Origin of the sequence: Dyella sp. (assembly GCF_036384435.1) — a bacterium.
Taxonomy (GTDB): domain Bacteria; phylum Pseudomonadota; class Gammaproteobacteria; order Xanthomonadales; family Rhodanobacteraceae; genus GSA-30.
In genome coordinates, this window is the sequence record NZ_DASVMI010000158.1 from 1 (window position 1) to 14,855 (window position 14,855).

General features: G+C 62.1%; 17 protein-coding genes. 13 read left to right on the top strand and 4 right to left on the bottom strand.

The features are described 5' to 3' along the window. The 4 genes from VF436_RS15625 to VF436_RS15640 form a co-directional block, all read left to right on the top strand. On the top strand, window positions 1–206 hold a 206-nt coding region (locus VF436_RS15625), incomplete at its 5' end, for a hypothetical protein (RefSeq protein WP_330904956.1). A 40-nt stretch (window positions 207–246) separates the two neighbouring features. After that, window positions 247–1,383 (top strand): polysaccharide deacetylase family protein, encoded by a 1,137-nt coding sequence (locus VF436_RS15630; protein WP_330904957.1) that lies wholly within the window; start codon window positions 247–249, stop codon window positions 1,381–1,383. Window positions 1,384–1,523: 140 nt separating this feature from the next. Further along, entirely contained in the window at window positions 1,524–2,222 is a 699-nt protein-coding gene (locus tag VF436_RS15635; protein WP_330904958.1) for a DUF4386 domain-containing protein, read from the top strand. 22 nt (window positions 2,223–2,244) lie between these two features. Further along, window positions 2,245–2,667: a DUF6326 family protein gene (locus VF436_RS15640; RefSeq protein ID WP_330904959.1), complete on the top strand. Its 423-nt coding sequence runs from the start codon at window positions 2,245–2,247 to the stop codon at window positions 2,665–2,667. 52 nt (window positions 2,668–2,719) lie between these two features. Here VF436_RS15640 and VF436_RS15645 read toward each other — a convergent pair whose 3' ends face one another. Beyond that, window positions 2,720–4,021 (bottom strand): porin, encoded by a 1,302-nt coding sequence (locus VF436_RS15645; protein WP_330904960.1) that lies wholly within the window; start codon window positions 4,019–4,021, stop codon window positions 2,720–2,722. Then, window positions 4,021–5,370 carry an MFS transporter gene (locus VF436_RS15650; RefSeq protein ID WP_330904961.1) on the bottom strand — a complete coding sequence of 450 codons (1,350 nt, stop codon included), beginning with the start codon at window positions 5,368–5,370 and terminating at the stop codon, window positions 4,021–4,023. The genes VF436_RS15645 and VF436_RS15650 overlap by 1 nt, the downstream gene beginning before the upstream one ends. Before the next feature lie 246 nt (window positions 5,371–5,616). Here VF436_RS15650 and VF436_RS15655 point away from each other — a divergent pair, with 246 nt between their 5' ends. The 6 genes from VF436_RS15655 to VF436_RS15680 are packed head-to-tail and all read left to right on the top strand — an operon-like array spanning window position 5,617 to window position 11,376. After that, on the top strand, window positions 5,617–6,387 hold the full coding sequence (locus tag VF436_RS15655; protein WP_330904962.1) for an IclR family transcriptional regulator: 771 nt from the start codon (window positions 5,617–5,619) through the stop codon (window positions 6,385–6,387). 31 nt (window positions 6,388–6,418) lie between these two features. Then, window positions 6,419–7,579 (top strand): CoA transferase, encoded by a 1,161-nt coding sequence (locus tag VF436_RS15660; RefSeq protein ID WP_330904963.1) that lies wholly within the window; start codon window positions 6,419–6,421, stop codon window positions 7,577–7,579. Next, window positions 7,572–8,297: an enoyl-CoA hydratase/isomerase family protein gene (locus tag VF436_RS15665; protein WP_330904964.1), complete on the top strand. Its 726-nt coding sequence runs from the start codon at window positions 7,572–7,574 to the stop codon at window positions 8,295–8,297. The genes VF436_RS15660 and VF436_RS15665 overlap by 8 nt, the downstream gene beginning before the upstream one ends. A 13-nt stretch (window positions 8,298–8,310) precedes the next feature. After that, window positions 8,311–9,132, top strand: coding sequence for a CoA transferase subunit A (locus tag VF436_RS15670; RefSeq protein ID WP_330904965.1), 822 nt, complete (start codon window positions 8,311–8,313; stop codon window positions 9,130–9,132). Beyond that, window positions 9,125–9,874 carry a CoA-transferase subunit beta gene (locus VF436_RS15675; protein WP_330904966.1) on the top strand — a complete coding sequence of 250 codons (750 nt, stop codon included), beginning with the start codon at window positions 9,125–9,127 and terminating at the stop codon, window positions 9,872–9,874. Before VF436_RS15670 ends, VF436_RS15675 begins: the two co-directional genes overlap by 8 nt. Then, window positions 9,871–11,376, top strand: coding sequence for a class I adenylate-forming enzyme family protein (locus tag VF436_RS15680; protein WP_330904967.1), 1,506 nt, complete (start codon window positions 9,871–9,873; stop codon window positions 11,374–11,376). Before VF436_RS15675 ends, VF436_RS15680 begins: the two co-directional genes overlap by 4 nt. 25 nt (window positions 11,377–11,401) lie before the next feature. Here the strand turns inward: VF436_RS15680 and VF436_RS15685 are convergent, their stop codons facing one another. Continuing rightward, on the bottom strand, window positions 11,402–12,022 hold the full coding sequence (locus VF436_RS15685; protein WP_330905078.1) for a flavin reductase family protein: 621 nt from the start codon (window positions 12,020–12,022) through the stop codon (window positions 11,402–11,404). A gap of 128 nt (window positions 12,023–12,150) precedes the next feature. Then, window positions 12,151–12,936, bottom strand: coding sequence for an ATP-grasp domain-containing protein (locus VF436_RS15690; RefSeq protein ID WP_330904968.1), 786 nt, complete (start codon window positions 12,934–12,936; stop codon window positions 12,151–12,153). Window positions 12,937–13,190: 254 nt separating this feature from the next. On the opposite strand from VF436_RS15690, the gene VF436_RS15695 reads away from it, so the two are divergent. Genes VF436_RS15695 through VF436_RS15705 form a run of 3 tightly spaced genes read left to right on the top strand, consistent with a single transcriptional unit; the run spans window position 13,191 to window position 14,813 of the window. Continuing rightward, window positions 13,191–13,601, top strand: a complete 411-nt coding sequence (locus tag VF436_RS15695; RefSeq protein ID WP_330904969.1) for a helix-turn-helix domain-containing protein — start codon at window positions 13,191–13,193, stop codon at window positions 13,599–13,601. Continuing rightward, complete coding sequence (locus VF436_RS15700) at window positions 13,598–14,458, top strand: alpha/beta fold hydrolase (protein ID WP_330904970.1); 861 nt, start codon at window positions 13,598–13,600, stop codon at window positions 14,456–14,458. Before VF436_RS15695 ends, VF436_RS15700 begins: the two co-directional genes overlap by 4 nt. Beyond that, the gene (locus VF436_RS15705; RefSeq protein ID WP_330904971.1) at window positions 14,448–14,813 is read left to right on the top strand and encodes a DUF4180 domain-containing protein; all 366 of its coding nucleotides are present in this window, start codon (window positions 14,448–14,450) and stop codon (window positions 14,811–14,813) included. The genes VF436_RS15700 and VF436_RS15705 overlap by 11 nt, the downstream gene beginning before the upstream one ends. The last annotated feature ends 42 nt before the right edge of the window (window positions 14,814–14,855 follow it).

Consider the following 14,855-nt stretch of genomic DNA (forward strand, 5'->3'; position numbering starts at 1 on the left):
GCGCATTGGTTTCAACGGCAACCACCATCGGCACGGCCAAAGGAGTCCATTGCTGGTTTATGGCCGCCACCAACGCACGAGATGGCGTTCATGGGGATCCGTGGCTTGATGAGGCGAACTGGAAAATCCAAGCCTCGACGAACTATCGTGCTGCCTGCCGCGAGATGGCCACGCCGGCTTGTTACGAGGCCGTGGCGCGCATTTAAGGCCTTGCCTACCCGGCCTGCTCATCGACCAGGATTGTCCATGTACAAAAAAATCTTTCTGATCGGGCTGCTGGTGCTGGCATCCTTGCCCACCCATGCGGCGGGCCCGAGCCGGGTGGCTGCGCCACAAAGCGACCTGTGGCCCGAGTCGGTCAATTCGACGGAGGCTTTTGATCGCGCGTCGCGCGCGCACATCCTGGTCTTCGCTCGCGAACTGGCCGCCAGCGAACTACTAAGCGACAAACAACTGGCGACCACGCTAAAAATCAAGCACGTCGACCACCGACCCCTCGACGCCATCCGCACCAAGTTCTGGCAACGCCTGGCTTCCAACTACGCGATGGCAACCGCCCATTGCCGGGCGGGAGAGGATTTCTGCACCCCGGCAGCCGATGCCGATGCGTTGCGCAAGGTGGCAGCGGCTCTCGACTCACCACCGGCTCCCCGCTACCAGGCCTGGTTCACCGACGCGCAGTCGTTTCATCGCACCTATCTTGATGAATTGCTGCGCCTGGCCGCGCTGTTCCCACGCACCAGCAGTGAAGTAGATACCTTCTCGCTGCGCGAAATCAGTGGCAACGAACTGCCCGATCGCCATTTCCTGCTGACCTTCGACGACGGTCCCACGCGTGCGGGTGGCGATACCGACCAGACCTTGGCGATGCTGCGTGCCCTGCACATGAATGCCATCTTCTTCACGCTCGGTGGCAATTTGCAGGCGCGCCTGCATCAGCGTACACAGGTTGCCACCGCGAACGACTATGCCGGCATGTGCGTAGGTTCGCATGGCTGGGAACACAAGCCGCACAGCACCTGGCCGCAATGGCGCGATTCGGTCACGCGTAGCGTCGCGCAAGTCCGCGACTCGCTTCCCGACAGTTTCACGCCCTTGTTCCGCCCGCCTTATGGCCAGCGGCTACCCGACAGCGGCAGCTTCTTCGACGCGCACGATATACGCGTCACGCTGTGGAACATCGATTCACAGGATTGGAACAGCAAGGTTGATGCCGACCAGGTGAAACAACGAGTACTGGCGTTGATGCTGCTGTGGCGCCACGGCATCGTCCTGTTCCACGATATTCATCCCAAGGCGCAGGTCGCAGTGCCCTGGATCATGGCGCAGACCCGCGATGCCGGCATCCAATGGATCGACTGCCACGGTTTCCCGGCGCCCTGAACAGTCCGGCCACCATGGCGCGGCGCATGCCGAATGGCACACGCGTCCTGGCCCGGGAGTTTGGCCTACTTCGCCCACGGAAAGGAGAATGCGCCAGTGCATTCATCGGCGAGGCATCGCATCTTGGGGGCAAGGATCGGATGGTCAGCGAACAACGGCTCGGTCGAACGGCGGGCGCGCTCTATGTGGTGACGATCATTACCGGCTTGTTCAGTCTTGGCTACGTTCCCGCCCAGCTCAGTGGTCATGGCGATATCCATGTCACCTTGGCGCGCATGGCCGCCGCGCCGGGGCTGTTTCGCTGGGGCCTTGCCTCGTTCGTGATTGAGCAAGTCGCCTTCCTGCTCTTGCCGCTGGTGTTGTTCCAGTTGTTACGAGCTGCCGGACAGCGTGCGGCGGTGGTGATGGTCGTATTGGCCGTGACCGGCGTTCCCCTGGCCTTGATCGCGCTGGCGCATCGCCTGGATCTACTGCCATTGATCGACGCGCAGGCCGGTGGAAATCCGCTGCCACAAGCCGATCAACTCGCCCAACAGGCGCTGGATGCCTATACCCATGCGTTGTTGATGGCCAGCCTGTTCTGGGGCTTGTGGTTGATGCCATTGGGTTACCTGGCCCATGCCAGCCGAGCCTTGCCGCGCATACTCGGCTTTTTGTTGACCCTGGGCGGAGCCAGCTACGTCGCCGATGTCTTCTGCACCCTGCTCGCACCGCATTATGGCGATACCGCGTTGTCGGACTACATGACCACGCCGGCCGCCATCGGCGAGATCGGCACGGGCTTGTGGCTATTGCTGGTCGGCGTGCGGCGCCCGGTACGCCAGGCCGCAGTCGCCTGATCGATTCAACGAGGAACTCCACATGGCCACCCCGCTTCACGACGCTCCTGTCCCGATCCGCCTCAAGCTGGCCGCACTCTGGACCAGCCTGATGTTCTGCTACATCTACGGCGACTATTTCGACCTGTTCCGCCCTGGCAATCTACAGGACATGCTCGCCGGCAATATGGGACCGCTGGGTCCGGTGACGCAGAACATCTTGCTGGGCACCACGGTCCTGCTGGCCATACCGGCCGTGATGATCTTCCTGTGCGTATCGCTGCCGGCCACGTGGAATCGCTGGGTGAACATGCTCCTGGGCGTGCTTTACGCGATGGTCATGGCCGTATCGATGCCCGGATCGTGGCATTTCTACCAGCTACTTGGCGTTATCGAAATCGTGATCTCGCTGCTGATCACCGGCTATGCATTTCGCTGGCCGCGGGCTTCGATCGCGGCCACTTGAGTCCATCCGTCTGACGGGGAGCCGCTCAAACCGGGCCACCTGCCAGACCACCTCAGAACTTGTACGCAATCATCAGGCGATTGTTGACCCATGGCTGGTTGCCTGGGTTGAGATTGTTGCGGCCGCCGACGGTACGTTCCCAACGATCACGCAACTGCAGCCCCTTGAGGATGTAGTCAAGCTTATAGACCACATCGACATACACATCGTGGCTTGCGCCGCGCAGGTCGGTTTCATAATGCGCATACGACGCCGTCAGCTGCAGGGTGTCGTTGAAGAAGCTGTAACTTGCCCTGGCCTTCCAGGCGTGTCCTGGCCCCTGCTCCACCAAGCCGCGGAGCATGGATGTCGTATACAGCGGATCGGTGGCATACGTGTTGGTGTATGGCGAGATGATCGCGCCATCACCCACGGCCCCCGCCGCGCTATCGAGCTTGTTATACGACACATCGTATTTGCCCTTGCCGATGGTGACACCCGCATCAACGCCCCAGGCATTGGCATCAATGCGATGGCCTGCGACCCCGGTGATCTTGGTGCGCGTCTGCACCAGCACGTTGTCGCTGCCACTGGTCTGACGTAGCGCCTGCACGCCCAGGAATGGCTTGATCGCCGAATCGGTGTGAAAGGTGTACATGCCATCCACATAACCCATGCGTGCGAAGTGCTCGAAGTCGTAGAACCATGCCTGCGCCTTCAGCCCGTTGGCGACATAGGTACTGCCAATGGCGGTTGTACCGTCCGCTTCATGGGCATTCAAAGGCAGCGAGCCATTGTTGCCATACATGCGATCGCCGTGATACTTCGATGGGTAATACACGTTGTCGTCGTTGTAACCATCAGACGTGCGGCTTTTCCAGCGCAGTTCGCGAATGGCGTAGATGTCCCAGCCCTTTGCCGGTTTGAAGTCCACCATGCCGGCCTGATACGAGGCAGGAATCACCCGCGAATCGGATTGTCCCATCCACGGCGTGGCCAGGTACTGATCACCGGCCCGCACCGTCACCCATGGATTGGCATATTCCACATAGGCCTGGCTGAAGCCACTGATCGAATTGTTCGGCCCCATCAACGTCGAATCGATACGGGTCGTGTCCCGCGATTGCGTGCCGAACGACTGCGCGGAAAACGCCGTGACACCGACTCCGAAGCCGCCGACATGTCCGCTTTTGAGCGTGAACAGCCCGGCCAGCGAATTGGCGCGCGAGTCATGCGTGGTCGGCGCCTCGTAGTTGCGGTCGAAACGATAGAGGCGCAATTCGCCGTCGAATGTGCCGTCGCGGAAGAAATCGTCGGCATGAGCCGCCCCGGCCACGCATGCCAGCGCAGCCACTATCCAATGACGTGTACTCATCAGTGCACCAGTCGCGCAGTGTGGTTGGTATTGGGCGCCTTCAACCCCGCCCCATCCCGATGACCTTTGCTCACGGGCGCCTTGGTCCCGTGCAGCATCCATACCCCCAGACAGCTGATAATCGCTGAGAGGGCCAACCACGCACCCGGCATCGCCTTGTCGCCCGTGGTGTGGATCAACCAGGTGCTGACCGCTGGCGTGAAGCCCCCGAAGATCGCCTGCGCCAGGCTATAGGCGATGGAGAAGCCCGAAGCACGCACATGGGCCGGCATCATTTCGGTAAGGCTCACCACCATGACGCCCTGGTAGCCGCCATAGAGGAACGACAGCCACAGCAATACCATCAACATGCGCTCGAACGAAGGCTCGGCCACCAGCCATGCCATAGCCGGATAAGCCGTCAGCGCCACCAGCACAGCGAATACGATGAGCGTACGCACACGACCGAAGCGATCGGATACCGCACCCATGACCGGCACGAAGATGAAGTTGGAGATGCCCACGCATACCGTTACCACGAAGGCATCGCGTGCGGTGAGCTTGAGCACTTCCTTGCCATAGGTGGGTGTATAGGCTGTGATCAGGTAGAACATCACGCTGGTGAGCGTTACCAGCAACACCGCATTGAGCACCAGCCGCCAGTGGGTCAGCAGCCCGACGTAGATGTCGCGCAAGCTTGGGGCATGCCCGGTAACGCGCTTCTGGAACGATTCGGTCTCCTGCAGGGTGCGGCGGATATAGAACAACACCGGCACGATCAGCGATCCCACGATGAAGGGAATGCGCCAGCCCCAATCCATGATCTGCTCTTCTGACAGAACCAGGCGCAACACCACGCCCAGCACCGCGGCGAAGATCACGGCGACCTGCTGGCTTGCCGACTGCCAGGCCACATACAGGCCGCGCTTGCCCGGTGGGGCAATCTCGGCCAGATACACCGACACACCACCGGATTCGGCGCCGGCGGAAAAGCCCTGCAACAACCGTCCCACCAATACCAGCAGGGGCGCTGCCATCCCGATGCGCTGATAGGTCGGCGTCAAGGCGATGATCAGAACACCCACCGACATCAGTGCCAGGCTCACGATCAAGCCCTTGCGGCGACCGTGACGATCAATATAGGCGCCAAGCACGAGCGCGCCGATCGGGCGCATCAGGAAACCCACGCCAAAGGTCATCAACGACATCATCAGCGACACGTAGCCGCTGGCGTTGGGAAAAATCGCATGCGCGATGGCCGACGCATAGAAGCCGTAGACCATGAAGTCGAACATCTCAAGGAAGTTGCCGCTGACTACCTTGAAGACCCGACCAAACTTCGTACCACCTCGTTGCTGCACTGTGCTCATGCCGTAATCCCCCGAGGACGTTTGCAGAATGCCACGGTCTGCGCGTGTTCCATATAATGAAACGCCATACCGATATTCAAAACATACAAGCAGATCGTTCGCGAGCACGTCAACAAGAAATTTCGCCCCGTATCAACATGTATGACGTTGATACATAAAGCTTTTTTGACGCATCGCAACATCGCTTGACGGCGATTCGCAGCCGGGTCTAGTGTTATTTAGAACAGCGTTTTGGATATTGGAACGATGGATACCACGCTTTTGAAAGGCCTCAACGTGCTCGAAGCCGTTGCCCGTTCGAGCGGGCCGCGCGGCGTCAGTGAACTGGCGCGCGAACTGGCACTCACCAAGAGCAACGTGCATCGCACCCTGCAGACCCTTGCCACCGCCGGGTACGTTCGTCCCGGCAGCGTGGCGGGTACTTATGAGTGCACGCTCAAGTTGTTCGAAATGGCCAGCGGCATCGTGGCGCGCATTGACGTGCGGCAATCGGCCGATCCGTTCATGCAGCAACTGGCGCGCCTGACCAAGGAAACCATCCATTTGTCGATCCTCGACGGCTTGGATGTCATCTACCTCAACAAGATCGAATCGCCACAACCGGTACGCGCGTATTCCACCATCGGCGGCCGAGCACCAGCGCATTGCGTGGCTTCCGGCAAGGCCTTGCTGGCCTGGCAACGTGATGCCGTGTTGCAGCAACTGCCCGAACGCCTGACGGCGCCCACCGGCCGCTCGTTGGCCACGCGCGATGCCCTGCTCGATGAGCTTGGGCGCATTCGCCGCCAGGGTTTTGCCGTCAATCGCGGCGAATGGCGCGAAGGCGTGGGCGGCATCGCCGCCATCGTGTTCGACGTCACAGGCGCACCGATCGCGGCCATTGGCATTTCCGGTCCGCTGGAACGCCTGCGCCCGGCAAGCATTCGCAAATACAGCCAGCTGGTGATGGAGGCCGCACTCGGCCTGTCACGTGCGCTTGGCTATGCCCGGTCCAGCTATCCGCCGGCCGCGGCCTGACCGCATACCATTTTTACAGGAGTATCAAGCAGTGCAGCCCCTGAAAGGCATTCGAGTCGTTGAATTCTGTAGCGTGGCGGCAGGTCCGTTCTGCGCGATGTTGCTGGCTGACATGGGCGCCGATGTGATCAAGGTCGAGCATCCCGAGGGAGGCGACAGCATGCGTCACTGGCCGCCGATCAACCACGGTTATAGCGAGAACTTCGCCTCGGTCAATCGCAACAAGCGATCGGTGACCCTGGATCTGAAAGACCCTGCCGACAACGCGCGCGCGCGCGAACTGGCAGCCGGTGCCGATGTCGTAGTCGAGAACAATCGTCCTGGCGTGATGGCGCGCCTGGGGTTGGATTTCGCCACACTCTCGGCGCTCAACCCCAAGCTGGTGTATTGCTCCATTTCAGCGTTCGGGCAGGAAGGGCCGCGTGCGCGTGAAGCCGGCTTCGACCTTACCGTGCAGGCGATGGCCGGCGTCATGAGCGTCACCGGCGAAGCCGATGGCGCACCAGTGAAATGCGGTGTACCGCTCTCGGACTTCGCGACCGGCCTGTATGCGGCCTTCGCCATCACCAGTGGATTGCGCGAGGTTACCGTCAACGGCCACGGCATGCATATCGACGCGTCGATGTTTGGCGCCTCGCTCGCCGTAGGCGCGCTACAGACCAGTCAGTACTTCGGCAGCGGCATTGATCCGGAAAAGCTCGGCTCGGCCCATCCGCGCAACGCGCCATACCAGGCGTTCAAGGTTGCCGACGGCTATGTCGCCATGGCGGCCGGCAACAACGCCTTGTTCCGATCGGCCGCCGCAGCGATCGCGCGCGAAGACCTCGCCGACCTCGAACGCTTCGGATCGACCTCTTTGCGGGCGCAGCATCAGGCCGAGCTGAAAGATATCTTCGAGACTGCATTTTCGTCGCTTTCGGTTGCCCAGGTCCTGGCCATGTTCCGCAAGGCAGGCGTGCCTTGCGCCCCCATCAATACCTACTCCCAGGCCCTGGCCGACGAGCAGGTGCAATACATGCAATGGGTGCAACCGCTGGAACTGCCTTGCGGGGCCACCACGCGCACGTTCGTTTCACCGCTGCGCTTCTCCGGCCAAGGCTTCCCCGTCTACCGCCGGCCGCCAGCCCTGGGCGAGCACAACGCGGAAATCTTCGGCCAGGCGTGTGCCCCGATGGAGGCCAGCCATGGATGAACTGATCATCCAGCGTGCGGATGGCGTGCTGGATATGACGCTCAATCGTCCGGCCAAGATGAATGCGCTATCGGCCGATCTCATCGAGGCCCTGCATGCGGAGCTGGACCGGGCCGACGTCGACGGCACACGACTGGTCGTGTTCCGCGGCGAGGGCAAGAACTTCTCCGCCGGCTTCGATTTCGGTGGCTACGAATCGCAAAGCGAAGGCGACCTCGTGCTGCGCTTCGTACGTATCGAACAGCTTCTGCAACGCGTCTACCACGCGTCCTACGACACGTTGGCGTTCGCCCAGGGTCGCAACTTTGGCGCAGGCGTGGATTTATTCGCCGTATGCAATCGCCGCGTGGCCGCGGCCGAAGCCAGCTTCCGCATGCCCGGACTGGGCTTTGGCCTGGTGCTGGGCAGTCGTCGCTTTGCCGGACTGGTCGGCGAAAGCTGGGCGCGCCAGGTGCTGCATGAAGGCGTGACCTTCGATGCGCCCGAAGCGCACGCACGAGGCTTCGTCACCGCTCTCGCATCGACCGACGCATGGCCGTCCGAGCGCGAGCGTGCGCTGCGTGCCATGCACGGCCTGGGTGCCGATGCCACCACGCGGCTGTTCCGCGTGACGCACAGCGACACCCGCGCGGCCGACATGGCCGAACTCGTCGCCTCGGCGGCCCGCCCCGGCCTTTCCGGCCGCCTGCGCGCCTACCGCGAGGCGCTGGGCAAATAACCGGAGCAGTAATGTGACCGATTCAAAAATCATTTCCCTGGATGCATTGACCCGCCTGGTCAATGACGGCAGCTCGCTCGCCCTGGGCGGCAGCTTCCTGCATCGTGGTCCCTTCGCGTTCGTGCGCGAACTGATACGCCAACGCAAGCGCGAGCTGGAAATCATCAAGCAGTCCCCGGGCTACGACATCGACATTCTCTGCCGCGCCGGTTGCGTGGCGAGCACGCGTGCCGGCATCGTTGCGATGGAGGGCAATTTCGGCCTGGCACCGTACTATCGCCGCGCCGTCGAACAGCAACAGATCGTGCTGGAAGAACACGCCTGCGCCAGCCTCACCGCGGGCCTGCGCGCCTCGGCCTTTGGCGTGCCGTTCCAGCCCTGTGGCGGATTGCACGGTTCCGCGCTCCCCGAGCTCAATGGCTGGAAGAAGCTGCCCGACCCTTACGGCAGCGACGAAGAAACCTATGTGATCCCGCGCATCACCCCGGATTTCGCGGTCATCCATGCCAACGAGGTAAGCCCGGAAGGCGACGTACGCGTGTTCGGTACCTCCCACTGGGATCGCATCATGACCCGCGCAGCCAGGCGCGTACTGGTGATCGCCGAACGGGTGGCATCGAGCGAGTCGTTCAGCCGTCAACCGGAGCTGACGCTGGTTCCGCATTTCCTGGTCGAGGCGATCGCCGTCGTGCCGCAGGGTGCTTGGCCGGGATCATGCTGGCCGCATTACGAAGTCGATTATCCCGCCGTCGAAGCCTACCTGCCCGAAGGCGACGACGTGCTCGCCGCCCACCTGGCCCAAGCGCCGGAAGCCAAGGAGACCACCCATGCGTGAGTCCTGGTCGCCCTTTTCCTTCATCGTGACCAACCTGGCCCGGTTCATCCGGCCGGAAGAGATCACCTTCAGCGGCGTCAATTCCACGCTGCCCATGCTCGCCTGCCTGCTGGCCAAGCGTGCTTACGATTTTCCGTTCACCTATATCAACGTGGCAGGGGGTGTGGACCCGAAGCCATCGTCGATTCCGATCTCCAGTTCCGATCCGGTACTGGCCGAAGGCTCGCGCTCGATCTTCGCCAACGAGGATTTCTACGACCTGTGCACGCGTGGACGCATGGACCTGTGTTTCCTCGGTGCCGCCCAGGTCGACGGCCTGGGCCAGACCAATGTGTCCAGCATCGGCGACTGGCACAAGCCCAAAGTGCGCCTGCCCGGCGGCGGCGGCGGTGCCGTCATGCTGCCGACGGCGCGGCGCGCGGTAACGTGGCGCACTGAGCATTCACGCCGCACGATGGTAGAAAAACTCGACTTCCTCACCGCCGCCGGCGGCATGCATGGCGTGGTGACGCCGATTGCGGTGTTCATCAAGCGCGACGGCAGGCTGGCCCTGCAATCGTGGCACCCGGAAAGTTCGCTCGATGAAGTGCGCGCCCGCACCGCGTTCGCGTTCGATGCGCAGGGCGCCAGCGCCTGTGCGCTACCCACCGAACAGGAAAGTCAGGCGCTGCGGTCGCTCGATCCTGCCGGTACGTTCGAGCGCGATGCGGCTATTCGCCTACGCCCGGAGGCAGCCGCATGAGTCAAGACCCCTCATCGCTGACAGCCACACTTCGCGTGGCCTTGCAGCACCATGCATTGGCCGGACGTGTCGCTTTCCTCGAGGGTGACGCATCGATCGACTATGCGCACTTCGCCCAGCGCGTGGATCGCTACGCGGCAGGGTTCGCCAACACGGGCTTGCCGCAAGGGGCGTTCGTCGGCATTGCTTCACCCAAGACCCTCGACTGCGTTGCCGCGTTGTTTGGCGCCATGGTCGCCGGTCTCTGCCCGACGATCATGGAAGCACGCATCTCTCCCTCGGAGCTTGCCAGCCGCATGAGCGCAGTCGGCATGACACTGCTGGCCTGCGCTGATGGCGAGTGGTCGCAAGCGATAGAAGATGCGCTTGCCCTGGTGGGCGCCAGCACGGTCGCACTGACCAGCCTCGACAGCACGCAAGCGGTCACGCTGCCTGCGCTGCAAGCTACAGATCGCGCCCTGTTGCTCTATACCTCCGGCAGCACCGGCCGCCCCAAGGGGGTGGTGCTCTCGCACGGCAACCTGCTGGCCAACGCCCAAGGCGTGCTTGCGCATACGGGCGTGACCGAGGCCGACCGCCTGTTGCACATCATGCCGCTGCATCACACCAACGGCATCAATAACCAGTTGATCGTACCGCTGCTGGCCGGCGCCCAGGTTGCGTTGGTCGAGCGCTTTCGCGCCGACGACATCGTCGACTGCCTGCGCCGCTATCGGCCAACCTACGTGACCGGCGTGCCCACCATGTACTCGCGCATGCTGCCCAAGCTGGAAGCCGGCGAGCGTTTCGAATCGCTGCGCTTCCTGCGCTGTGGATCGGCCCCCATCACACCGGCGCTGCACGAAGCCATCGAAGCGGCGTTCGGCGTACCCCTGGTGGTGTCGTATGGCCTTTCCGAAGCCACCTGCACAACGACCATGAATCCGCCGCACGCACGCAAGGTTGGCAGCATCGGCACCGTCCTCGAAGGGCAGGAACTGGCCCTGTTCCAGCCTGGCGGCGATGAACGCGTTGCCGCCGGGCAGGATGGCGAGATCCGCATTCGCGGCCCGGCGCTGATGCAAGGCTATGTCGGCGCGGATGTGGAATCGCCGATCGTCGATGGTTGGCTGCGCACCGGCGACCTTGGCCGTTTCGACGCCGAGGGCTACGTCACCATCACCGGCCGCATCAAGGACGTCATCATCCGTGGCGGCGAGAATCTCTCGCCAGGCCTGATCGAGAACCAGCTCGCCAAGCACCCCAGCGTCAAGGAATGCTGCGTGGTCGGCGTTGCCGATGCCGACCTCGGCGAGGTGCCGGTCGCCTTCGTCGTGCCGCGTAGCGGCGAAGAACTGCATATCGAGGCATTGCGCGAACATGTCCTGACCGGGCTCTCCCGCGTGTACGTGCCCGCGCGCATCGTCGTGGTCGCTAGCTTGCCCACCAGCCACGTTGGGAAGGTCGATCGCAAGGTGCTGCGGCGCATGGCGGGCGAGCCGTCCACCGAAGCGGCCGCCTGATCGCAGCCGGCATCCGCCCCGGCGCTCAGCCTGGGCGGATCATCTCGAAGATGTTCTCTGGCGCGATGCGTATATAGTCGCCTCGCCCGCCCCAACGCAGGATCGGACGCGCGGCCTGGGCGTTGTAGACGCCGTCGTCAATCAATGCGCGATCGATGTGCACCGCCACCACTTCGCCCAGCACCAGCCAGCTTGGTACGGTTTGACCATCGGCGCCTTGCAGCTGGATCAACTGGCTCAGTCGGCATTCGAAATTCACCGGGCTTTCGAGCACACGTGGCGCGCCGATCTTCCGGCTCTGCGCCGGTGTCAGGCCACTGAACGCAAACTCGTCGTCCTCACGAGGCAACAGTGCGGACGTCAGGTTCATCTGTTGCGCCAAGGCCTCGGTGGCAAGGTTCCAGACAAACTCGCCCGTCTCCTGGATATTGGCCACCGAATCCTTCCAGCCATTGGACGCGAAACCAATGATCGGCGGGGCATAGTTGAAGGCGTTGAAGAAACTGTAAGGCGCCAGGTTTGGATGCCCCTGGCCATCCACCGTCGAGACCCAGCCGATCGGGCGTGGCCCGACGATCGCGTTGAAAGGATCATGCGCCAGGCCATGGCCCGCCGCAGGTTCGTAGTAGTAAGTGGACGTGTGCATCATGGCGACATCTGGCGATAACGATTCTGGTGGCGATGCCATCTGCGATTTGATCGCGGATGGAGTTTATGACGCAGTGAACCGCAACATGCGTGGATGAAGGCGTCAAGCGCCTGATAATGTCACCCTCACGAAGCAAAAATGGCAGCGAACCGATCCAAGTCCCAGCCACGTGGTTCGGACACCTGGCCATCGCCGATTTCCACCACCTTATAGCTTCCCAATGCCTCTGGCATCACGTCGATCGTATAGAAGCTGGCGTCATGACGCAGCGCGGCTTGACGTGCAAGCTTAATCGCTTGCTCTGGAATGCCAGAATGCGGCGCATGAACCGTGCCACCGTATACGAAAAAACGAATCTCGCGGCTCTCATCAAGCTCGGTCCATGGTCGAAATACCACGCCACCTTCTATGAAACCCTTGTACGTACGGATGTCGTCGAGCACACGCCGGAGATCCTCCTCGCAGGACACGCCACTACCCTGCCCCGTCTTTACGGATTTGACGTAATCCTTGACGAAGACACGCTGCATTCCACCAGCTTGTAGCTCACGCAAATGCTCAATGGCAGCCGGCTCTTCTACCCAGGTCGCCGGCAACGTCAGCCCGACGAGTGCCGGATACCAGCGTGGCAGATGATGCGACGACAGATAGGCATCGAGCGTCGTGACCAATCGCCCACCTAGCGCGCGCTGCAACTGCGTGTACTCTTCTTCGGCCAGCATCCATCCGCGATAGATCAACGGCTCGCCATCATCGGCCAGCACAGGAAACGTCTTGGCACCCTGCAAGTTATCCGTGTCGATCAGATAAACCGTATGACCGGCCGCCTTGAATGCCGCGTACTGATCGGCAAAATCGGGATCAACTTCTCGCGGCGAAAACGGCAAGCTGGGAAAAACGAGTCCAGGCATTTCGATTCCTCGAATCATAGATAGCGGGTGCTTGACGTGTTAACGCATCCCCGACTGGCGCGGAAACGTCCACGGGCGACAAGACATGCCCCGCGATATCACCACGATCGCCAGCAACCGCGGCAATAACACGGGTGTTCCCCCTCCCCTGCCGCTGGCGCCCGATAAGCATGGCGACGGGACGCCGGGCAATGACTCCACATTGTTACCTTTAATTTGTACAATAGGTAACAATAAAGACATCACCCCAAGTCATGACCGAAGCCTCCTGGACCGTCGAGCGCGCTGCCAAACGCCTGCAATTACATCCCAAGACCGTGCTGCGCCTGATCCACGAAGGTCGCCTGCGCGGCACGCGCATCGGCAAGGCCTATCGCATCCTGCAATCGGACCTGGATGCCTTCGTGGGCGCCAGCCCATTGCCCACGCCACGCGCCCGCGTCACCAGCATCGTCGATATCAGCCATCTTTCGGACAGCGATGCCAACCGGATCACCACGGCCATGCAAGCGAGCCTGTTGTCGGGCAATCACGCCGACGCCATTCAGCTGAGCACCGCCTACGACACGACGAACGCACTGTTGAAGCTGGTGGTCATTGCGCCCCCTGGCCTCACGGCCGACGTGCTTCGCAGCCTGGACGTCTACCTGGAAGGCTTGTCGTGAGCACCCAGCCACGCATCGTCGCCGCAGGCCTGGAGCAGGAGTACCGCAATGTCCTGGCGCGCTGGCCGGTACCGGCAACACAACAGCGGATCGCCACCCGGGCCGGCGAGACCTTCGTCGTCTCCTGCGGGCCCGAGCATGCAGAGCCGGTGGTGTTGCTGCACGGCGCACTGACGCTTGCGGCCAGTTGGATGTTCGACGCGTCGCACTGGGCGCAGCGGTATCGCGTTCATGCCATCGACCTGCCCGGCGAACCCGGGTTGAGCACGCCCACGTCGCTGCCGTTGATCGGCGATGCCCATGCGCAATGGCTGGACGATGTATTGGATGGATTGCAGATAGCCAACACATCTATGGTCGGCATCTCACTGGGCGCCCGCATGGCGCTGGATTACGCCATCCAGCGTCCCGGACGCATCACCCGGCTTGCCCTGCTTTGTCCATCGGGTATCGGCAGGCAGAAACCTTTCCTGCTGAAGGCGTTGCCCTGGCTGCTGCTGGGCAAGCGCGGCGCGGCGCATGTCCGTGCGATGGTGATGGGACCGCCCCGTCCCATACCGGCACACGCGCAGCCGCTGATGAACCTGCTGGAAAACATTCGTGCACGTGTACGTCCGCGCCCGCGCAAGATTCCCCGGTTCACCGACGCGCAGTTACACAGCGTGCGCGCTTCAACGTTGGTGATCGTAGGAGGTCGTGACGCCATGCTCGACTCACGCCATACCGCGTTACGCATTCAACGCACGATGCCCCGTGCGCAGGTGAAATTCATCGAGGATGCGTATCACTACATCCCCGATCAACGCGAAACGATCTTCCAGTTCCTTGGCGCTACGGAGCACCCCCATGTTGATTGAGTGGCAGGTGACACGAGTCTGGGCACTGGAGCCGCACGGCGATACCTTGTCGAGCGAATCGAACTGGCTGGATGTCCTGGCAGATGCCATGGGACAGCAGGCGGACTGGGTGGCCGTTCCCGCTTCGCGCCTGGGCCAGAATTTCCTGACATTGCGCAGTGGATTGGCGGGCAACATCATTCAGAAATTCGTCAACTATCGCATGGGCATCGCCATCGTAGGCGACATCGAAACCGCACTGGCACAAAGCCGCGCGCTGTGTGACTTCGTACGCGAGGCCAATAGCGGCACGACGTGCTGGTTTGTCGCGGATATGACGGCCTTGAAGGCGCGAGTGATCGCTTCTTGCGAATGAATTGGCTGCTACGTGGCAAGGCTATCGGCCATACCCTGCGAC